The following is a 21,602-nucleotide window of genomic DNA, read 5'->3' as shown; positions in this document are numbered from 1 at the left end:
TCCGCGGTGACGCGCGGTACAATTCAGCGAGTGCTGAAGATCGCCACCTGGAACGTCAACGGCATCCGCGCCCGCGCGGCGCAGGTCCACGAGTGGATCGCGCGCGAGCAGCCGGACGTCTTCTGCCTGCAGGAGATCAAGGCCGCGCCAGCGCAGCTTGCGCCCGAGCTGTGCGAGCTGGAAGGCTATTGGTGCTACTGGCACGGCGAGAAGGGGTACTCCGGCGTCGGCCTGCACGTGCGCAAGTCCACGTTCCCGGAGCGCCCGGCGTTTTCCCATCCTCCCTTCGATCTCGAGAACCGCGTCGTCACGGCGCAGATGGGGACGCTCACCGTCGCGTCGGTGTACGTCCCCAATGGCGGAAAGGACTTTCCCGGCAAGATGCGGTTCCTGGAGGCGATGGAATCGTACGCGGGATCGTTCCGCGCCACCGGCGCGCCGGTGATCATCTGCGGCGACCTGAACGTCGCACGCGCGGAGATCGACGTCCACCCGAAGGAGCGCAAGCCGCGCGCGATCGGGCAGCTTCCCGAGGAGCGCGCGCTCTTCGCGCGCCTGCTCGACCAGGGGCTCGTGGACGTGGCGCGCCATCTCCACCCGGACGATGCGGCGTTGTTCACGTGGTGGGCGCCGTGGCGCAACCTCCGGCAGCGGAATATCGGCTGGCGGATCGATTACATCCTCGCCAGCCAGGCGCTCGGCGAGCGCGCGCGCACGTTCGAGTCGCAGCGCGAGTTCGGCACGAGCGATCACGCCCCGCTCGTCGCGGTCTTTGACGGTGCTACCGCACGATAATCCTGGTCTCGGCACGCCGGCCGCGCGCGTCGGTCACCTCGATCCGATGAGCGCCGGCGGCGAGCGGCCACTGCACGGCCTCCTCCGGCGGCGCACTCCCGACGTGCCGGCCGTCCACCATCCACCTCAGCGCTCCTGGAGTGCCGGACGCGCGGAGCGGCAGCGTCTGGTAGCCGCGCCGCAGCGTGGGATCGATGAGGTAAATGGCCCCTTGCGGCGGGTTCAGGATCTCGAGCGCGGCGGATCGCGGGCGGATCGCGATCGTGCGCAGGCGCGGCGGCGCCGGTTCGATCAACCCCCGGTCGTGCGCCCACCGGCGGTATTCATCCGGCCAGACGGTGGCCACGCCGTCCGCGCTCTTCTGGTGCCACGAGCAGGGGGACAGCACGACCTCGCGCGCCACGGATTCCAGCGCCTGCCGCGGGCACGAGTCGGTTGCCGCCAGCCCTGACACGAGGCAGATCGTCCGGCGCTCCGCGTCGGAAGGCGCCGCGACGATCTCGAAGGTGTCGCCGCCGGCAGCAGCGCCGGACGCGGGCGCGACCCGCTCCATCGCCGCAAGCATCACCGCGTGGAAGATCGGCCCCGCTCCGGTCACGCCCGAGGAGTTTCTCAGCGGCGTCCGATCGAAGTTGCCGACCCACACGCCCACTGTCACCTCGCGCGTGTAGCCGATCGCCCAGTTGTCGTGATACGCCTGCGACGTGCCTGTCTTGGCGGCCACCGGGAACGGAAACTCGAGGCTGCCGCCGCGGCCGAACACGTATTCGCGCGCGTCCGCGTCGGCGAGGATGTCCGTCACCCAGTAGGCCGATCGGTTCGAGACGAGGCGCTCCTCTGTCCTCCCCTCGCGCGGGGCGCCCTTCACCGACACAGGCGATACACCAACGCCGCCGCGCGCCAGCGCGGCGTATGCCGTGACGAGCTCGTCGAGCCGCACCTCCGCATTTCCGAGCGTCAGCCCGAGCCCGTAATACACGCCGGCCTTCTCCAGCGTTGTCACGCCCGCGCGCCGGAGCAGGCGCAGCAGCGACGGGACGCCGAGGCGCGAGAGCAACGCGACGGCCGGCACGTTCTCCGAGCCGGCAAGCGCCGCGCGCGCGAGCAGCGGGCCGCGGTACTCGCCGTCGTAGTTGCGCGGGCTGTAGAACACGCCGGGCTCGGCCGTCGGGAAGTGGGACGGAACGTCGGGCAGGACCGACGCGGGGCTGTATCCTTCTTCGAAGGCGAGCGCGTAGGTGAACGGCTTCAGGGCCGAGCCGGGTTGACGCGGCACGCGCGCGCCGTCAATCGTTCCGCCGTTCGGATCGAAGTAGTCGCCGGACCCTTCCCACGCCAGCCACTCGCCGCTCCGGTTGTCGAGCACGACGACGGCCACGTGATGCGCGCCGTGGGCGCGAAGGTCGTCGCGCCGCGTTTCGATGATTCCTCGAACCGCGCGCTGCAGCTCGATGTCCAGCGTCGTCTGAATGCGCGCCGGGCGCCGGCCGCGTCCGAACGACGCGAGCACGTTCTCGACGAAGTGCGGCGCAGGCGATTCGTCGCCGGGGCGCAGCGGTGTGACGCGCTCGGCGAGCGCGTGCGATGCGTCAGCCGCGGAGAGCAGGCCGAGCGCCTGCATGCGGCGCAGGATCGCGCGCTGGCGCGGCTGCGCTTTGCCCGCGTCTCGCCACGGGTTGAACGAAGACGGGCGCTGCGGCAGCGCGGCCAGGAACGCGGCCTGCGCCGGCGTGAGCTGGGCGGGATCGCGCGCGAAATACGCGCGGCTGGCGCGCTCGGCTCCGCCGATCTGGTTCCCGTACGGCGCCAGCGTCAGGTAAAGCGCGAGAATGTCGCGTTTGGCGAGGCGGTGCTCCAGCCTGAGCGCCACGATGGCTTCCTGCACCTTGGCGCGCCAGCCGTGCCTGGATCCGGCGCGGCGCGCGAGCAGCAGCTTCGCCACCTGCTGCGTGATCGTGGATCCGCCCTCCACGACACGCCCGGCGCGCGCGTTGCGCATGAACGCGCGCGCGATGGCGAGCGGATCGAGGCCCGGATGACGGTAGAAGCGGTGATCCTCGGCCCCCAGCGTCGCCGCGGCGAGCACGGGCGGGATCGCGTCGGCGCGCATGCGGATCGCGCGCGCCCCTTCAGCGGATCGCGCCTCGTACAGCACGGCGCCGGAGCGGTCGATCACGAGCGTGGACGGCTCCGCGCGGTCGTCCACCAGCCCGTCAGGCAACGTGCCGAGCCGCAGCCACGCCACGAGCGCCAGCGCCGCCACGACCGCCGGAAGAACCGCGCGCCGCCTGATCATCTCTTAATCGTTACCGTGGCCGTCGTGGTCCGCCCGAACACCTCCGGCTCGTACATCTCTTCCGCGTGGGTGGGCGCCGTCACGAACGTGCCCGCGGTGGTCGCGCGCGTGATGTACGAGAACTCGTGGTGCCCTTCCGCCAGCCGCGTGGCGAAGAGCTGGACGCGATCGTCGTGGCGCTCGACGTGGTCGAATCCGCCGCGCTCCCACCAGGAGAACCACGAGCCGCGGGTGTCTTCCCGCTGCTGCACCTCGGCGAGCGCCGTCGCCGTGGTCGCGAACCAGGACTCGATCGGCTCGAGACCCGCCGGCAGCGGATCGAGCACGGCGAGATACCGGCGCTCTTTCGTCAGATCCAGCGCAATCGTCACGCGGACCAGATCCCCCGCAGCGAAATCGATGCCCGCCGCCACCGCCTTGCCGTCCACGTACTTCTCGTACGTGCGCCGCACGCGGATGCCGTTGTCCATGTCCTGCAGGGCCGGCGCGGCGCTCGCATACTGAAGGCGCGCGGAATAAAAGAGCGTCCCGGTGCCGTCCCGCGAGAAGTCGAGCTGCCGCGGTTCACCGGGACGTGCCGACGCCAGGAGCTTCGACATCGGCACCGAAGCAGACGCCGCGCCGGTGGATCGCCCCTGGAACGTCGCGTTTGCCAGCTCGTCGCGCCCCAGGCGCACCATCGCGCGGAAGTCCGGCGTCTCGCGCTCGTAGCGCTTGTAGTACGAGACGAGCGACGACAATGCCCACGCGTTCTCCTGCGTGTCGTCCCATCGGCCCTTCCTGCGCGCTCCCAGCAGCCAGCGCACCATCGAGCGCACGACCGGCTCGTCGAAGCCGTGCCGCACCATCGTGTCCAGCACGATGGACGTCGTCCGGACGCTCGAATTCCAGAACCAGAGCAGGTACGGATCCGACAGCTCCTCGACGTGCGACAGGCCTCCTTCCGTGAGGATCGCGTTCGCGATTCGCGTCCGCAGGTCCGCGAGCCGTGCGTCGCTGGCGTTCCGGATCGCGATCGCATCGTAGAGGTGCGCGAGGGCGAAAATCGGCATCCGGTCGCGGTGGCCGAAGAGCCGCGTCACGTTCGAGTCCTGGTTGCGCCCGGCCCGGACGAGCACGTTCACCGCGAACGCCTGCCACGCGGTGTAGGCGGGCCACCAGCCGCCGTTGTCCGGGGGCGGCGCGCCCAGCTCCCCCTCCAGGTACGCCGCGGCGTTCTGGAGCACAGCGGGATCGACTCGATACCTCATCGCCTCGGCGGACTGGAGCACGTGCAGCACGTAAGCCGTGAGATACGCGGATCCGGGGCATCCGCCCTTCCAGAACGAGAACGCGCCGCTGGCGCACTGGAACTCGCGCAGCTCGTCCACCGTGTCCTGGACCGTCGCGCGCAATTCGCCTGGCTTGATGCCGGGCAGCGGGAACGTCTGGCCGAGATCCGCGGCGTAGGTCAGGACCAGCGCGCGCGACGCACGTTGCTCCGCGCAGCCGAACGGATACTCGACGACGTATCGCGCGCCTTCCGCAAGGCCGACCATCGCCGTGGACGAGAGCGACACGTCGAGGCCGCCGATGCCGGACATCACGCCCGCGGGAATCTCGAGCCTTTCCTTCGCGTCCGGCTTCGCCTCGCCATATGCGGCGACGGTTTCCGTCGAGGCGAGGACTTCGATGGGAATCAGGTCCTCGAAGGCATCGGACTCCGATCCCATGCGCACCGTCATGCGCACGCGCGCGCGTCCCACGCCTTGTGCCCGCGCGTCGAACCGCACTTCCTGCGTGCCGCGCGGCCCGAGCTGGATCGTCTGCTTCGAGGCGCCGCTGAATGTCAGCAGAGCGGGATCGAGACTCTGGATCGTGACCGTCGCCTTGCCTCCCTGCGCAAGCTGGCTGGTGACAGCGGCGCCGAAGTGCGCCTGGTCGCCGACGGCGAGGAAGCGGGGAAACGCCGCCCTCAGCAGCAGCGGCTTGTTGATGCGGATCTCGCTCTGCCCCGCGCCGAACCGCGACAACCGATCGCCGCTCACCGCCATGATCCGGTACGTCGTCAGCGACTCCGGCAACCTCACCTGCGTCGTCGCGCGGCCGCTCGCGTCGGTCTGCACCGAGCCGAGCCAGAACGCCAGCACGCGGAAGTCCTTGCGCACGCTCGCCGCGCCAGCGTCGCGGCCACCCCCGCCCCCTTCCGTGTCCCCTTTCGGCGTGAGCACGCGGCGGCTGACGATGCGCTGGCGGTTATCTTCGGTGGAGACTTGCAGGGCCTTGGCGATGTAGACGGACGAGAGGACGTCCGGCGTCTGGAAGCCGGTCAGCGAGAGCACGCCGTAATCCACGGCCCACAGCGTCACTTCGCTCTGCGATGGCTTTCCGGCGTTGTCGCGAACGCTCATGTCCACCGTCGCGGTCCCGGCCGGACGGTACTCGTCTCTGTTCGCCTTGAGATCGACTGTCAAGCGCCGGCTTGCGTCCTCGACCTTGAGTTCGACGTAACCGAGGCGGAACGCCGGCTTGCCCGGATCGCTGCCGTCGGACTCGCCGTCCACCTTCGTCCGGCCTTTGACCAGCAGGACGGAAACGTACACGTTCGGAATATCTGCGTCGGTGATCGGTACGGTGACGGTCTGCTGCGTGGATGCGAGGGCGAACTGCCGGTGGTGTCGCACGCCTTCGCGCTCCGTCGTCACGAGCGCCGTCGCCTGCTCCCACGGCGACTGCACCATGATTCTTGCGGTGTCGCCGGGCTTGTACGTGGTCCGCTCGGGCACCAAATCGATGCGGTTGTGATCGTACCGGACCCAGGCCGTGTAGCCCGAGCCGAGCACGTAGAAAGACATCTGCGTGACGGTCGATCGCCCGTCGCCGTCCTGCGCGCGCGCGGTGAGCGTGAAGGATCCGCCCGCGGGAAGCGGGACCGACAGCGGCACGGGGTCCACGGCGGTGGTCACCGTCCAGGATCCCGCCGGCACCTCCTGCCGCGTCGTCTCCCAGGTGTAAAAGCCGTTGCCTTCGGCGCGCCGCACGCTGTGATACTGCGTCTGCGTGAGCGTCACGTCGATCTTCACGCCGGGCGTGACGATGCCATCGGGAGTCACGGCGACGAGGGTGGTCGAGAGCCCGGCGCGCTGATCGACGAAGTACGGCGGCCGCTTGACGCCGATGTACCACGGCGCCGGGTGTACGACGAAGCTCGATCGCCCCGCGATGTGCTGGCGCGATACGTCTTCGACCTCACCCTCCAGCGTGTAGCGGTACGGCCACTTCAGGTCCAGCGGCGTCGCGTACTCGACGACGATCGTGCCGTCGGGTGCGACCTCGACCTCTTCGGCGGCGACCTCGTCGCGCTGGCCGCCAGTCCAGCCGACGAACAGGAACTGGTCCGTCGAGAACTTCTCTGTAATCGCGGCCGGGACCGAGTACTCGCGGTCGCGAAGCAGCCGGTACTTGGCAGAGGCGCCCGCCATCGGCGCACCGAACAGGTAGCGCGCGTTGACGACGCCGCTCAACGTACCGCCGGCGATTGACGGCGCGCCGGTGAGCGTCACGTCAACGCGGAACTCCGGCCGGCGGTACGCGGCAACCAGGAAGTTGTTCGATACGCGGTGATGCCACCCGTCCTCGTCGAACTCCTGTTCGGACGGAGCGGCGGCCTGCGGCGGCTCGGCCAGCGAGATTTCGACGGAGTACGTGCCAAGCGCGCCGCGGGATGGAAGGCTCAGCGTCCATTCCGCGCTGCTCCAGTCGCTCGCTTTGAGCGCGCGCCGGTCGATCTCCCGCCCTTCGCCGTCCTTCACGAGGGCAAACACCGTCGTTCCCGGGTCCAGCAGCTGGATGCCGCGGGGCGTATCGCGACGGAGGATCGTCTTGAAGTGAATCTCTTCGCCCAGCCGGTACACGCCGCGGTCGCTGAACACCGTTCCCCGCAGCATCGGGTCCGCCTCCGACAGGTCGTAGCGCAGTCCGAACTCCCAGGGCGAGATCCCCTCCGTCCAGTCGCTGCCGACGTAGGCGATGTCGCCGTCCTTCTCGGCGGTGACGATGAAGGCGAACTGCCACCACTCGCGGGGATTGCGCAGCTTCGTGTCGGGCGCGATCGCGACGCCGTCGGCGCCGGTCGTGCCGGTCCACGTGGCGCTCTCGGCACCGGTGATGATCGACACGCGCGCCCCGGCGACCGGCTCGCCGTTGTCGAGCCGCGTGACGAAGATCAGCGTGTTGTCAGGACTGTCCTTGACGGTGATGCCGAGGTTCGTAACCTGAACAATCGTCGAGCGGTCGCGGTTGCGAATCCACGCGCGCGATCGTTCGATGGGCGTGTTCTCGCGAATCGCCGCCCAGACCAACCCGGTCTTCGCACCGAGCGCCGCGGCGAGATCGATCCCGTGCGACTGAATCTTGTCCGGAGTCACGGGGAGCCGGCGCGGCGCTCCGTCGGCGTCGGGTACCGCGCGGAACTGTCCACGCTGCAGGCGGAGCACCATCGCCATCAGATCGCGCGGCTCGATCCTCAGCGTCCACTGCGTGATGTCACGGAAGTTCCGCGCGTAGAACGGCAGCGCCAGGCCGCCCGAGGATTCCCAGACGCCGTGGCCGTCGCCGAAGCTCGTGAACGCCGACTGGTGCCAGCTTTCAACCGTGCCGAGCCACGGGTAGCCGAGCGTCTGGCCGTCGACGGATGCCAGCGACGGATCGACGCGCACGAGCCACGTGCGCGCGGGGGGCTGCGCGAAGCCGGCGTCCTCCAGACTGAACCGGTCCGCGGCGTCCAGCTCGTACGTCCCGCGCGGGCGCGGCGCCGCCGGCTTCACCGGGACGTCACGGCCGCGCGTGGAGACATCGATCGCGCTGACAGCGCTCCGCCACTTGTCGATGTGGACGTCGCCGCGGAGCCGCGCGCCGTTGTACATGTCCGGATCGCACGCCACCGCGCAGCCGAAGCCGTTCACGAACAGCGTGGGCGGGAGCTGTACGGTGTAGCGCTGCTCGATGCCCGGCACCGCGCGCCCCTGCACGGACGGCACGTTCGGCCCGATCGTCATGCGAATCCACGAGTCCGGCGGCGGCACGCCCGTTGTTTCGACGACGACCAGGTCGCGCGCGCGCGGGAAGCGTTTCTCGTCCCAGCTCGTGGACGGCACGAGCGGAACCGGCGCTTCGCTCGACGCCGCCGCTGCCGCGGCGGTCACCTTGGATTGGAACGCCTGCAGGCCGGCCGGATTCGTGGCGCGAAGCCGCTCCACGCCGGCCGGCGGCATCACCGGCGGATCGAAGGGGTGCCTCTCGTGACGTGCCTGAAGGTGCGGGAACACCGAGGAGGCATCGACGGGCTGATTGAACCGCAGAAAGATCTGAACCGGCGAATCGAAGCGCCCGTTGTTGCGCCGCACCCACGTCGTGCTGAGCAGCCGGACGGTCGGCGTCGTGAAGCGGAGGCGGTAAGGCTGCGCGAGCCTCGTCCCGCTGACCGCGGTCGCCTCCGTGCCGACCGTCACTTCATAGGTCGTCGCGAACGGCAGCCGGCGGTCGGCGTCAGGCGTGAAGATGAGGAGCGTCGTCCCCGACCACCGGAACGTCCCGCGGATCGCCGGCCGGAGGCGCAGAAACGGCGCGGTCACCGGCTCGGGAATCCGGCCGAGCGTGACCATGGGTTCCGAGAAGAGCACGCGGATCTCGTTCGCCTGGTCGAGGCTCGCCAGCTCGCCCGTGGGACCGGCGCTGACGACAGTCAGCGGCGCCGTTTGCGCGAACAGCGGCGGCGACACGCACAGAGCAAACAGAAGCAGGGCTGCAGCCTTGCGGGCAGAATGACGTCGGACGCGCATCTGGCGCTCCTCGCTTTGTTGGCTGGGGTCGGGCAAGTCTAACACCGCGCGGCGGAAGTGGGACAGTCACACTTTTCCGGCGAACCGTCAGAAAAGTGTGACTGTCCCACTTCCGCCTCCAGAGGCTGTGGATCACGCCATCATGCGCTCGACGTCGGCACGGGTGGGGACGCCGTTCATCGCGCCCAGCACGAGGCAGCTCGCCGCCGCCGCGGCGTTCGCGAAACGGAGAATCTCTTCGACGGGCCAACCGGCGAGCAGGCCCAGGATGAAGCCGGCGCGAAACACGTCGCCCGCGCCGGTCGTGTCCACGGGATCGATCCGACACGCCGGCACGTGCACCAGGCGATCGCCGTCGAGCGCCATCGCACCGCGCTCGCCGAGCGTGACGCACAGCAGGCCGTCGTGCTCGCGCCGCAGCTTGCGCAGTCCGCGCTCGTGGTCGGTCTCGCCGGTCAGCGCCTCGGTCATGTGCTCCGCAAAAATCGGGACCGACACCGCCCGCACCAGCTCCGGCGTGCGGTCGTTGACGCGATCGAGGTCGCTCGTCACCGGAATGCCGGCGCGTCTGGCGAGCGTCGCCGCCCTCGCCGCCGCCTCGGTATCCACATCGTCCACGTGGACGAGACGGGCGGAGGCGATGGCATCGGGACTGATCTCGGACGGGGACAGGTTGAGCCTCTCGTCGCGCCCCCAGAGCACCATCCGCTCGCCGTTCGCGTCGTTCACGAGGATCACCGCGTAGTGGTTCGGGGCGTCACGGACGACGGCGCGGTCGAGACTCACGCCGTGCGTCGCCAGCGCCTCGCGCATCTTCCGGCCGTGATCGTCCGACCCGAACGCGCCGATGTAGGCCGCGCGAAGGCCGAAGCCCGCGCACGCGACCATCGCCGTCGCCGTCTGCCCGCCGAGGCAGATCAGCTTGTCGCTCACGTGCAGCTTGGAGTCGGCCGTGCCGGGCTGCGGCGTGCGCGGCAGGCGCAGGACGGTGTCGACCGAGTTCGTGCCGACGCCCAGGACGTCGAAAATTGCGCGATGGGCCATCGCTCAGCGGGAACAGAAGCGCCTGGCGCTCTCGATGAGCACCCGGGCGGTCGTGATCACGGAACCGATATCCACCCATTCGACGTCCGCGTGCGCTCCCTCGCCCGCCGGCCCGTAGTTGACGGTGGGGATGCCTGCCTCGGCGAAGATGGCGGCGTCCATCCAGTAGGCGACGCCGATCTCCCGCGGCTCGCGTCCCGTCACGTGCGTCGCCGCGTCGCGAACGCAGCTGACGACGTCGTCGTCGCGATTGCAGACGAGAGGAGGGCGTTCGAACAGGAGGCTGACATCCGCCTGCTCGCCGGCGGCGGCGGCAACGGCGCGCAACTCGTCGAGGACCTGCGCGGGCGTTTCTCCGGGGATGGTGCGCCGCTCGATCTTCAGCCGGCACTCCGGCGCGTAGGTGGACATGCCGGATCCGCCGGCGATCATCGCGCAGTGCATCGACGCCGGCCCGACGAGCGCGTGCGTCCGCCCGCGCAGCTCGCGCCGATCGAAGTCCTCGAGCGCCGTGATGATGCGCCCCATGCGGCCGACCGCGCTCACGCCGAGATCCCACCGGCTGCCGTGCGCCGCCTCGCCGCGCGTAACGATCTCGGCCCAGGCAAACCCTTTGTGCGCGAGAACGAGCTGCCCTTCGCTTGGCTCGGTGACGATGCAGGCGTCGGCCGGGTGGCGTTTGACGAAGTCGCTCGCGCCCGCGCTGGCGTCTTCCTCGTCTGCGACGAGCGCGAGAAGGACGCGCCCGCCGAAGTTGTCGCGCGAGAGCGCGACGGCGGCCGCCATGATCGCGCCCGCGCTCCCCTTCATGTCGTAGCTGCCGCGGCCGTAGAGCCGCCCTCCCTCGATCCGCGGCTCGAAGGGCGGGATCGTCATTCCGCGGGTGCCGACCGTGTCGAGGTGGGCGCAGAAGACGAGCGCCGGCCCGGCCGCTGCGCCGATCTCGGCGACGGCGTTCGGCCGCCCGGGCGCCGCCTCCTCGAGCCACGCGCGCACGCCGTGCGCCGCGAGCCAGTCCCGCGCAGCCGCGGCTACTGCCGCCTCTCCGGTGCCCTCGTCCGGCGCGATCGTCGGATTGACCGACGGCACGCGGACGAGCGTCCGGACGGCATCGATGACGAGATCCCGGTTGACGTCGGCGGCGGGGTTCACTGAGGCCGAGTATATTGCGGCCGCAGTGAATTTGCTCACGCGCGCGCGAGCGCGATCAGGAGCACGGTCGCCGCGCCGCCGGCGGTCACCAGCGACCAGCCCACGGCGCGGAGCTTGCGCGCGGACGGGGGTGTCGCGGCAAAGACGAGCGCCATCGCGGAGAGCGGCAGCGTCGCGAGCCACAAGTGCGGGTGCAGGCCGAGGCGCCGGCTGAGCGCGATGGCGACAAACGGGGATGCGATGGCCAGCACGGCGGCGAAGATCCGGCTCGCCAGCGACGGCTCGCGCCGCTGCAGCGCGATCGTCGCGCGGACCGCGAGAGTAGCGGCCCAGAAGCCGAGGGTCAGCACGAACCAGGTGCCCGCGGCCTGCTGCGGCGAGAGCCCGGCCGCCACGCCGACCGGCAGCGCGCACGAGCAGAGCGCCAGTGCGACGTGCATCTCGCCGAGCGCCGTCTTCTGCTTGCGCTGCAGGATCAGCGGGATGGTCGCCACCGCGAAGGCGATCGGCACCACCACGGTCCACCGCAACGCCGGCGGCATCCGGTAGATCCCGAAGGCAAGGTCGAGCGCCGCCATCCCGCCCATCCACACGAGCGTGTGCACCGCGGCGTCCTGCTGCTCGCGCCTCGCCCTGGGGCCGCGCTGCCCCAAGAGCACGAGCAGCGGCTCGTGCGCGACGAACGCCGCGACGAAGGCCACCGTGAGAGCCAGCGCTGCCGCGCCGGGCGTGCCGCCCGCCAGCGCGGCGACCAGAGGAAACGCGAGCTGTCCGTAGGCGCCGTGCTCGCGCGGAAACAGCCAGGTCATCCATGCAGATGTACCACCCGCGGCGCTTTCGCGGCAAGATCGGAGCATGCAGCTCGCCCGACTCGTCGAGACGTCCGCCGCCGTCACGGCAACGCCGAGCCGCCTGAAGAAGATCGACCACCTTGCCGCGCTGCTGTCGTCCGCGGCGCCCGGAGAAGTCGAGCTGCTGATCGCGTTCCTGTCGGGCGGGCCGCGCCAGGGGCGCATCGGCATCGGCGGCGCCGCGATCCGCGCCGCGGTGCCCGCGCGATCGGCTGACACCCCCTCGCTGACGATCGCGGAGGTGGATGCTGCGTTCGGCGAGATCGCCGCGATCGGCCTCCCGAAGCACCGCGTCGAACGCCTTCGCTCGCTGCTCGAACGCGCCACCGCCGGCGAACAACGCTTTCTGACGAGGCTGCTCTACGGCGAACTGCGGCAGGGCGCCCTCGAGGGGGTGCTGATGGAAGCCGTCGCGCGCGCCGCGCGCGTTTCGTCCGACGCGGTGCGCCGCGCGGCCATGCTCGCCGGCGACCTCGCGCCGGTGGCGCGCGCCGCGCTCTCAGAAGGACTCGCCGGCCTCGGCCGCTACTCCGTCCAGCTCTTTCAGCCGGTCCAGCCGATGCTCGCTGAATCAGCCGCGACGGTGGAAGACGCGATCGCGTCGGCGGGCCGTGCGGCCGTGGAGCTGAAGCTGGACGGCGCCCGGATCCAGGTCCACAAGGACGGAGGCGACGTCCGCGTCTTCACGCGCAACCTGCGCGACGTCACCACGGCAGTCCCGGAGGTGGTCGCAGTCGTGCGCGCGATGCCGGCGCGCTCCCTCATCCTGGACGGCGAGGCGATCGCCCTCAAGCCCGGAGGCGCGCCGCACCCATTCCAGATGACGATGCGCCGCTTCGGCCGCCGAAAAGACGACGACGCGCTGCGGCGGGAGCTGCCGCTGACGGCGCTGTTCTTTGATTGTTTGTACGCGGACGGCGCGCCCGCAATCGACGAGCCGCTCTCCCGTCGCCTCGACCTCCTCCACTCCGCCGCCTCCCCCACGCGCACCGTCGCTCGCCTGCACGCACCGTCGGCCGCCGACGCCGATGCGTTTCTGTTTCAGGCGCTCGCGCAGGGGCATGAAGGGGTGATGGTGAAATCCCTCGACGCGCCGTACGCGGCGGGACGCCGCGGCGCGTCGTGGCTGAAGGTGAAGCAGGCACGGACGCTGGACCTCGTGGTGCTGGCGGTCGAGTGGGGCAGCGGCCGCCGGCACGGCTGGTTGAGCAACATCCACCTGGGCGCGCGCGATCCCGACCACAACGCGTTCGTCATGCTGGGGAAGACCTTCAAGGGGCTGACCGACGAGATGCTGGCGTGGCAGACCGAGCGCTTCCTGCAGCTCGAGATCGGCCGCGACGACTACACGGTGTATCTGAAGCCGGAGGTCGTCGTGGAGATCGCTTTCAACGATCTTCAGGAGAGCCCGCACTACCCCGGCGGGCTGGCTCTGCGCTTCGCGCGCGTGAAGCGGTATCGCGCGGACAAGACCGCCGCTGAGGCGGACACGTTCGCGACGGTGCAGAAGATCTACGAGGAGATGACAGGTCGCGAGCCGCCGCCGGCGCGCTGGTAATCCTCAATCCAACTCGCGCAGCTCATCGTCCAGTTTCTGCTGCGCGGGGTCGTCTGCGGGCGCGGCGCGTTCGACAGAGCCCGCCGCGGCTTCGCCACCGCGCGAGGCCAACCTGCGGACGACAAAGCCAAGGCCCGCGGCGCTCACGAGCAGCGTGACGACGGGAAGGACGTACAGCCACGCGCCGAAGCCGCGGGCGGGCGGCTCGATCAGGATGCGCGTGCCGTACCGCTGGACGTAGCCGTCGATGATTTCCTGGCGGGTGCGTCCGGCGCGCAGACCCGCGCGGACGTCCCGCTTGATTTCGGCGGCCGCCTCGGACTGGTGCACGGACACCTGCTGCGTCCAGCAGCAGGGGGCCACGAGCATCGCCTCGATGGCGCGCGCCTCGTCCTCGATGGGATCGGCGGCCGCAGGAGTCGAGAACACTAACAGCAGCGCCGCCGCGATGGCCAGGTAAGACCGCACGGGAACCTCCAGGCGCCCGCCCCTCCTTGAAAGATACCGCGAAAGCGGGTTTCGTGACGGGCGGCGCGGCGAAACCAGCTTCATTTTTTCTGGATTCGGGCCCAGGTGTCCTTGAGGCCCACCGTGCGGTTGAAGACGAGGCGATCGGCAGACGAGTCGGGATCGACGCAGAAGTAGCCGAGGCGCTCGAACTGATAGCGCGTGTCAGGCGCCGCGCCGGCAACAGACGGCTCGAGCTTCGCCGCCGCAATCACCTCGAGCGAGGCGGGGTTGAGATCGTCCTTGAAGTCGCGGCCGCCCGCGCCCGGGTTCTCGGAGAGAAACAGCCGGTCGTAGAGCCTGACCTCGGCGTCGATGGCGTGCGCCGCCGACACCCAGTGAATCGTCGCTTTCACCTTGCGGCCGTCGGGCGCGTCGCCGCCGCGCGTGGCGGGATCGTGGGTGCAGCGCAGCTCGGTGACCACGCCCGACGCGTCCTTCGTGACGCCGGTGCAGGTCACGAAATATGTCCCGCGCAGGCGGACTTCACGCCCCGGGGAAAGCCGGAAGAACTTCTTCGGCGGCTCCTCCATGAAATCGTCGCGCTCGATGTAGAGCACGCGCGAGAACGGCACCCTCCTGCTTCCGGCTGCGGGGTCTTCAGGATTGACCGGCACGTCGATCTGCTCGACCTGCCCTTCCGGGTAATTCTCGATGACGAGGCGAAGCGGGCGCAGCACCCCCATGACGCGCGGCGACCGCGTGTTGAGGTCGCTGCGGACCGCATGCTCCAGCAGCGCGATGTCCACGACATTCTCGCGCTTGGCGACGCCGATCTCGTCGCAGAAGGCGCGGATAGCCTCCGGCGTGTATCCGCGACGCCGCATGCCGGTGAGCGTCGGCATCCGCGGATCGTCCCACCCCGACACGCGGTTCTCCTGCACGAGCTGCAGGAGCTTGCGCTTGCTCATGACCGTGTAGGTCAGGTTGAGCCGCGCGAACTCGATCTGCCGCGGCTTGGCCGCGAGCGGCGCGTGGTCGACGAGCCAGTCGTAGAGCGGACGGTGGTCTTCGAACTCCAGCGTGCAGAGCGAGTGCGTGATCCCCTCGATGGCATCCGAGAGCGGATGCGCGTAGTCGTACATCGGATAGATGCACCAGGCATCGCCGGTGCGGTGATGATGTGCGCGGCGGATGCGGTAGAGCACGGGGTCGCGCATGTTCACGTTCGGCGACGACATGTCGATCTTCGCCCGCAGCACGTGCGAGCCGTCCGGGAAGTCGCCCGCGCGCATGCGCGTGAAGAGATCGAGATTCTCCTCGATGCTGCGCGTCCGGTACGGGCTCTCGCGCCCAGGCTCGGTGAGCGTGCCGCGGTGCTCGCGAATCTCCCCGGCGGACAGCGAATCGACGTACGCGTGGCCAGCCTCGATCAGCTCGAGGGCAATCTCATAGAGCGTCTGGAAGTAGTTCGATGCGTAGTACTCGCGATCGTCCCAGCTGAAGCCGAGCCAGCGGACGTCTGCGCGGATCGACTCGACGTACTCGACGTCCTCGGTCACCGGGTTGGTGTCGTCGAAGCGGAGGTTGCACGCGCCGCCGAACTCGGCCGCAATGCCGAAATTCAGGCAGATCGACTTCGCGTGGCCGATGTGCAGGTAGCCGTTCGGCTCGGGTGGAAACCGCGTGGCGACACGCCCGCCGTGCTTGCCGGCCGCGCGGTCGTGCTCCACGATTTCGCGGATGAAATCAGCGGGCCGGCTCTCCGCACGGGCGACGTCCGGAGCGTCCATGGATCCTTCAATTATAGCGGGGATCCCGTGCGCGCTACTTCGCGAGGAGGTCGTTCACCTTCGCCATCACCTGGAACGCATCGGCGACGTAGAGCACGTCCGCCTTGCCCAGCGCCCAGCCGCAGTTCGGATTCAGATTGACCGCCCTGCGCTCGGTGATGAACCGCCACCCGACGACGTGCGGCTCCTCGCCGTGGCAGCAGGTCGCGAGCCCCTTGCGGTGCCGCGGGCTCGAGCCGGTCTGGCCGACCTGGTTCAGGTGGGTCATGAATCCGAGCACGTCGTTGCCATCTCCGCTTTGATCGACGAGCGACTTGCTGCCGCCGAGGGAGGCTTGCGCCTGCCTGAGGAAGGTGAGGATCAGGCGCTCGGCGTCGCCGACGTGCGCCTGCCCGTCCGCCTGCTTCTTCGTCCACCCGGCGCCCGCGACGAGCAGCAGCTCCGCTTCGGGACGCACGGTCTGCTGGCCAGACGAGGGAGACCGCACGCCGGTCACGCGCGTCCTGACCGGCGGCGGCGCCGCGTTGATGGCCTCGACCGTCACCTCGGCCGGCGCGCCGCTCCACGGCGCCTGCGTGCCGGGCTCGATCGCGATCACCCAGGGCCGGGCCGTTCTCGAGACCTCCCCTTCGATGCGCTGGCGATAAAACCACCGTGCGACGGAGATCGCACCGTTGGCGGCCGTCGCGCGCGTCACGTGCGTGTCCACGGAGCCGCCAAGCCGCTGGGCGACGCCGCCCAGCACGCGCATCCACCGCGAGGTGCCGGCAGCCAGGATGAGGTCGGCGCCAGACGCGCGGCAGATGGCTTCAGCGGCCGCTGCGTCGGTCACGTAGCGCGGCTGCGCGAACGCCTCGCCGCTCACGCCGAGCACGCGCGCGGCGCCGCAGGATCCAATCTGTCTGGCGGCGGCAGCGACGTGTGCTCCCACGAGGCCAACATCAAGCCCACAGCCGGCAGCCGCAGCGAGCGCCCGCCCGGCGCCGAGCGCCTCGAGCCCCGCGTTCCCGACCGTGCCATCCGCCTCGCTGTGCGCCAGCACCAGTACTTTCACAGGTCCGCTCCCGCTCATTGCCTGATCCACTCCACGATCTCCTTCGCGATCGCATCAGGCGACTGGTCCTTGACGATGCGCGTCTCGCGCCGCTGCGAGGGAACCGCGACGCCGGCAAACGTGCCCGCGGGCGCCGGTGAAGCAGCCTTCGCTCTCTGGAGCGCGGGGATCAACGCGCGCATGTTCGTCATGCCGAGCTGCGGGTTGTTCGCCGGCTCGTGAAGGCTGCCAGTCGCCCAGCCGAACACGGCGGGGGGGCCGCCGCAGTTCGAGACCTGGTGCTGCCCGCCTTCAACGCGCTCGAGGATTTCGAACGAACCGTCGGCGCCGACGGTGATGCCGTCCACGCCGAAGAACTGATCGGTGATGCCGAGCCGTTCGCCGGCCATCGACAGCGTGGCGCCCGCGGCGCGCGAGGCGGATTCCCACCCGCCGAAGAGCAGCAGCTTCGATCGGTCCAGGCCCGCGATGCCGGCGACCGCCTCGGCGATCGTGGCCGCCACCCCGGACGCGTCGGTGAAACCGTGGGCGGCGCCGTCGATGGCGACCAGCTCGAACGCAACCTTCTGCGCGATCGTCATCATGACCTGCTGCAGCTTCGCCTTCGGCGCGAAGCTCACCAGCCACACCTTCGAGTCTGCGTGCTGCCTGGCGAGATGCGCGGCCTCGTACAACGCGTGCGCGCCCCACGGATCGAGCACGGCCGGCAGCATGGCCTCGTTCTTCAGTCCCGGGCCGCCGGGGCCCATCACCGGCTCCAGCGACTGGAGCGGATCGGGCACGATCCCGGCGCAGACAACGATGTGGTAACCCATGGTCAGTTCTCAACCGAATGCAACCCGCCCGCGCCCGCGCGGAACTCGAGGTTGCTGGTGGCGCAGTTCCAGACGCACGCGCCGCAGTGAACGCATTTCTCGCGATCGAACGCAATTCCCTCGGCGCCGGCCGACGTGATCGCCTGCCCCGAGCACATCGAGACGCAGACGCGCGCGCGGCAGTCGCGGCACACGCCGGGCTCCTTGATCCGCACGTGGTCGGCATAGCCCGGCGCCGCCCGCACCTTGCCGCCCATCAACAGCGCGTCCTGGTGGGTCACGAGCAGCCGGCCGTCATGCACGATCGCCGGCCAGCCCTGCTCGTCGAGGCTGGAACAATGCTCGTCTTGTGGTCGCCGCGAATCGCTCATTCGTGGCAGCCGCAAACGCCCGCCCGTCAGGCCGGCCAGTCCCATCCCGAACATCCCCCACAGCATCCCGCGGGCGAAGCCGTTCCGCGCGCTCTCCGCGATCCGCAGCTCGAGGTCCAGCCAGCTCGCACGGCGCCGCCGCACGTAGGTCCGCTCCAGGTTCTCGCGCGTGAACGGGTCACCGCGTTCCGCCAGCTCGATCACCGCTTCAGCAAGCTGCGCGCCGGTCGTCCACGCCTCGTCCACACCGGAGCCGGTCAGCGCATTCGTGCTGCCCGATCCTTCGCCGATACGCGCGTACCCGTCACCAACCAGGTGCGGCTCGCCCCGCCGCCCCGACTCCTGGAGCGACTTCGCGCCCCACGACCGCAGCGATCCTCCCTCGAGCCATCGCCACAAGTACGGATGCTGCATCCAGTGCTGCAGGTAGCGGTACGCGGTGCGCACCGGGCTGTCGAACCACGAGGGCACGAAGATGCCGAGCGACACGGTGCCCGGCTTGAGCACGTACAGGAACCCGAAGATCTCCGGCTCGGGAAACCCGAAGGTATGAATCACCGTGCCCGGCTCGAGATCGACCCCCTCGCGGAGATCGACCACCATCTTCATGCCGAGCGCCCACTGGTCGCGAGCGTGCCCCTCCGGCAGCCCGAAGCGCGCGTCGAGCGCGCGCCCGACGGCGCCCACGGGCCCATCGCCGACGACGGTGAGCGCGGCCCGCACGTCCATCCCCGGCGTGTAGGCGGAGGTCGGCTCGCCTTTCAGATCGGTGCCTTGATCCACGAGCCGCACGCCCGCAACGCGGTCGCTGTCTCCATCGAAGAGCGGACCGTCTACGGGAGACGCGGGCCAGATCTGCGCGCCCCCGCCGGCCATGATCTGTCCCGAGAGCCACTGCCCGAACTGCCCGATTGAGAGCACGAACCCGTCGTGCTTCCTGAGAAAAGACGGCATGAATGGCAGCACGACGGCATGATGACGAACACCTGCGACCCGGCCGGCGCCGCGAAGCAGCACATCGATCGCGCGCAGCGGACGCGATCGGCGGCTCGCGCCAATCGGATCGAGGAGGTAGACAAGCTTCTCGCCCGTGACGCGCGTGCAGAGCGGGATCTGCGCCCGCTCGAAATCAGGGAACGACGCGCGAAGGCCGCGCGCGCGCGTCACGACGCCCGAGACGCCGACGCCGAAGTCGTCCGCGCGCTCGAAGCACATCACCTGCAGCGGCATGCCGGGCGACACGCGGCTCTCGAGCCGCACGCCGCCGTCCTCACGCGTCAGCGCGCGCCCGAGCGTCGTGAGGAAACCGCCCGTCGCCGGCCCGAAGCCGGCGCAGACGACGTCGACGTCCATCTGTCCGCGTGCGACGCTCATGCGGGATAGTCCGGCGCCTCGGGAATCATCACCTTCGTGAGCGCGTCGGCGGCGCGGTCCTTCGCCAGACGCGCGCCGGTCAGGCAGCCGTCGAGCTTCGCGCGAAGGCGCTGGAACGTCTGCAGCGCCGGAAACCGCACGCAGGGACCTGCCTTGTCCGGATGCGCGCCGTCGGCTTCGATGACGTCCATGTACGTCACGGCGCTGGCGCCGAAGCCGGGGATCAGGCCCTCGAGCGCGTCCGCGGCCTCGCTCTGGCAGCACCCCGCCGCGCACGCGTCGTCCCACGAGGGATGGCGCCGGTATCCATAGACGAGTTCAGTGCAGATGCGCCCGGCTTCGCCGGCGGCCCGCGCCGCCTGCACGTGGCACAGATCGCTGAGGAACGCGACGTAGCCGGCCGACACGTCCGCGAGGTCCGGCCGTTCCGCGGCGCGCGCTTCCAGCTCGAGGACGTCGAGAATCTGGCAGCGTGCCGCCAGCAGCCAGCAGAGCGCGTCGGCCAGCGGGAAGGTCACCCCCTGCCTGTTGCCCTGGTACAACTTCGCGCCGTTGGCGTCCGCGGTGCGCTGCAGGTGCGCCAGGGTCCACGACCACAGCTGCATCGCCGAGGCGATCGTGCACGCGCCGGTCCCCGGACGCCGCGCCGCGATTGCGCGCATCTCGCGCGTCCAGAAGTGGAACTGCGCGAGAAACACGTCGTTGGTCATCGTGATCGACAGTTGCCGCCGCTGCACGGCCTCGGGGCCTTCGTACGTGGCTTCGAGCTGCGAATCCATCCACTTGTAGCCGAGGAACCCGGGGCAATCCTCGGTGATGCCGTAGCCCCCCATCAGGCTGACCGCCTCGCGCATCATCGTCGCGCCCTGCCCCGTGTTCCAGAGCTTGACGGCGGGACAGAGCACGTTGGCCACCGAGTCCAGCAGCGCGTAGTTCACCAGCTCGTCGGCGGGCTTCGCCTGCGGATCGCGGAGATGCGCGACGGCTTCGTCGGAAATCTTCGCCATCGCCCTCATCTGCGCACGCGCGCCGGCGATGCCGCGCTCGGCGAAGATCTCCTGCTTGCGCCGTTCGATCGGGTCCAGCTCGTCGAACAGCCGCGCGGTCGCGAAGCCGATCGACGCGCTCGCCTCCCCCGCCGCCCAGATGTCGACAAGGCGATGGATCGCGTCCTCGCGCTGCTGCAGGCCCAGCTCGTAGCGCGGCGATCCGGGCGCGATCGATTCGCCGCCCCGGAATCGTGTGCGCTGGTAGCGGAGTACGGGCTCGACCGCCGAAAGCAGCTTGGCCGCGGTCATCAGGCCGACCGTGACGCGCGTGCGGCGGAACACCGCCTCGATCACCTCGCCGTGGCTGAAGCGCGGCACGATGACGCCGTTCTCCACCGTGTAGCCGCCGACGATGCGGCTGGCGGGGACGGTGAGGCTGAAGATCGGATCGTTGGTGGATGAGAGCTGGTGCACGAGCTTCCGCGTGGGCGTGCCGCGATCGAACACGCCGGGGTCGGTCTCTTCGAGAACGACCATGCAGCTTCCCTTGATGCGCTCGTCGTCTGAATCGACCGCGGCGGTGACGAAGGTGGCAAAGCCCATGTTGGTGATGAAGCGGCCGCGTTTCTCGACGCGCAGCATTGGCTCCGCGCCGTCCCACGAATCGACGCGCAGCTTCCCGTTGAGCAGCCCGGTCTCGACGCCAACGTAGGGGATGGGCTCGGTGAGGCAGAACGCGCCGCGCCACGTCTGGCGATCTTCGCCGGGCTGCGCGGGCAGCGTGCGCGAGAGATAGAACGCGCGCTGCTCCGGCGTGCCGCGCTCGTGGATCGGTGCGAGCGCGAGGTGACCGGCGAGGCTGCAGGTCGCCGCGCCCGCGTCCACCCACGCCAGCTCGAAGGCCACGAGCGCGAGCGCCAGGTTCTTCGGCCCGTCGATGAATCCACCGTGTTCCGGATCGAGGTAGACCGAGGTCAGTCCCGCCGCGTCGAACTCCTGGAGCAGGGCGGCCTTCTCCGGCGTCCAGTCATGGGAGTGCCGCTGCCCCGCGGCGACCAGCCGCGCCACCGGCCCGCGCGCCACGGCGCGCGCGCTCTGGATCAGGAGCTGGTGCGCGTAGCGATCGGACAGCCGCCAGAGAAGCTGGCGGATTTCGTCGGTCGGCAGGGTGCGGAGGGATTCCGGCGTGGCGACGCCTGGCATGGGACAGTCCTTTCGCGGGCCGCGGGTGACGGGATTCCGGC

At 70.0% G+C, this 21,602-nt stretch carries 13 protein-coding genes; 2 read left to right on the top strand and 11 right to left on the bottom strand.

The features are described from left to right. Positions 1-33 precede the first annotated feature (33 nt). Entirely contained in the window at positions 34-795 is a 762-nt protein-coding gene (xth, locus tag HYU53_03410; protein MBI2220236.1) for an exodeoxyribonuclease III, read from the top strand. On the opposite strand, the gene pbpC is transcribed toward xth, so the two are convergent. The 5 genes from pbpC to HYU53_03385 form a co-directional block, all read right to left on the bottom strand. After that, on the bottom strand, positions 782-3,091 hold the full coding sequence (gene pbpC / locus HYU53_03405) for a penicillin-binding protein 1C (protein MBI2220235.1): 2,310 nt from the start codon (positions 3,089-3,091) through the stop codon (positions 782-784). The two genes, xth and pbpC, sit on opposite strands and share 14 nt — an antisense overlap. Beyond that, complete coding sequence (locus HYU53_03400) at positions 3,088-8,910, bottom strand: Ig-like domain-containing protein (GenBank protein ID MBI2220234.1); 5,823 nt, start codon at positions 8,908-8,910, stop codon at positions 3,088-3,090. Before HYU53_03400 ends, pbpC begins: the two co-directional genes overlap by 4 nt. A 132-nt stretch (positions 8,911-9,042) precedes the next feature. After that, positions 9,043-9,954, bottom strand: a complete 912-nt coding sequence (locus HYU53_03395) for a hypothetical protein (protein ID MBI2220233.1) — start codon at positions 9,952-9,954, stop codon at positions 9,043-9,045. A 3-nt stretch (positions 9,955-9,957) separates the two neighbouring features. Continuing rightward, positions 9,958-11,106, bottom strand: coding sequence for a M20/M25/M40 family metallo-hydrolase (locus tag HYU53_03390; protein MBI2220232.1), 1,149 nt, complete (start codon positions 11,104-11,106; stop codon positions 9,958-9,960). A gap of 35 nt (positions 11,107-11,141) precedes the next feature. Further along, positions 11,142-11,915 carry a YwiC-like family protein gene (locus HYU53_03385; protein MBI2220231.1) on the bottom strand — a complete coding sequence of 258 codons (774 nt, stop codon included), beginning with the start codon at positions 11,913-11,915 and terminating at the stop codon, positions 11,142-11,144. Between the two features lie 46 nt (positions 11,916-11,961). Between HYU53_03385 and HYU53_03380 the strand changes: the two genes are divergently transcribed. Beyond that, a complete protein-coding gene (locus HYU53_03380; GenBank protein ID MBI2220230.1) occupies positions 11,962-13,515 on the top strand; it encodes an ATP-dependent DNA ligase in 1,554 nt (517 codons plus the stop codon). Between the two features lie 3 nt (positions 13,516-13,518). On the opposite strand, the gene HYU53_03375 is transcribed toward HYU53_03380, so the two are convergent. The 6 genes from HYU53_03375 to HYU53_03350 form a co-directional block, all read right to left on the bottom strand. Continuing rightward, positions 13,519-13,983: a cytochrome c-type biogenesis protein CcmH gene (locus HYU53_03375; protein MBI2220229.1), complete on the bottom strand. Its 465-nt coding sequence runs from the start codon at positions 13,981-13,983 to the stop codon at positions 13,519-13,521. Positions 13,984-14,063: 80 nt separating this feature from the next. After that, positions 14,064-15,755, bottom strand: a complete 1,692-nt coding sequence (locus HYU53_03370; GenBank protein ID MBI2220228.1) for a glutamine--tRNA ligase/YqeY domain fusion protein — start codon at positions 15,753-15,755, stop codon at positions 14,064-14,066. 34 nt (positions 15,756-15,789) lie between these two features. Then, the gene (locus tag HYU53_03365) at positions 15,790-16,827 is read right to left on the bottom strand and encodes an electron transfer flavoprotein subunit alpha (protein MBI2220227.1); all 1,038 of its coding nucleotides are present in this window, start codon (positions 16,825-16,827) and stop codon (positions 15,790-15,792) included. Continuing rightward, positions 16,824-17,624: an electron transfer flavoprotein subunit beta gene (locus HYU53_03360; protein ID MBI2220226.1), complete on the bottom strand. Its 801-nt coding sequence runs from the start codon at positions 17,622-17,624 to the stop codon at positions 16,824-16,826. Before HYU53_03360 ends, HYU53_03365 begins: the two co-directional genes overlap by 4 nt. Positions 17,625-17,626: 2 nt before the next feature. Next, positions 17,627-19,348: a 4Fe-4S ferredoxin gene (locus tag HYU53_03355; protein MBI2220225.1), complete on the bottom strand. Its 1,722-nt coding sequence runs from the start codon at positions 19,346-19,348 to the stop codon at positions 17,627-17,629. Positions 19,349-19,365: 17 nt separating this feature from the next. Then, the gene (locus tag HYU53_03350; protein ID MBI2220224.1) at positions 19,366-21,561 is read right to left on the bottom strand and encodes an acyl-CoA/acyl-ACP dehydrogenase; all 2,196 of its coding nucleotides are present in this window, start codon (positions 21,559-21,561) and stop codon (positions 19,366-19,368) included. Positions 21,562-21,602 lie beyond the last annotated feature (41 nt).

This window comes from Acidobacteriota bacterium (assembly GCA_016184105.1).
Taxonomy (GTDB): domain Bacteria; phylum Acidobacteriota; class Vicinamibacteria; order Vicinamibacterales; family 2-12-FULL-66-21; genus JACPDI01.
This window is presented reverse-complemented; position numbering and strand designations above follow the sequence as displayed.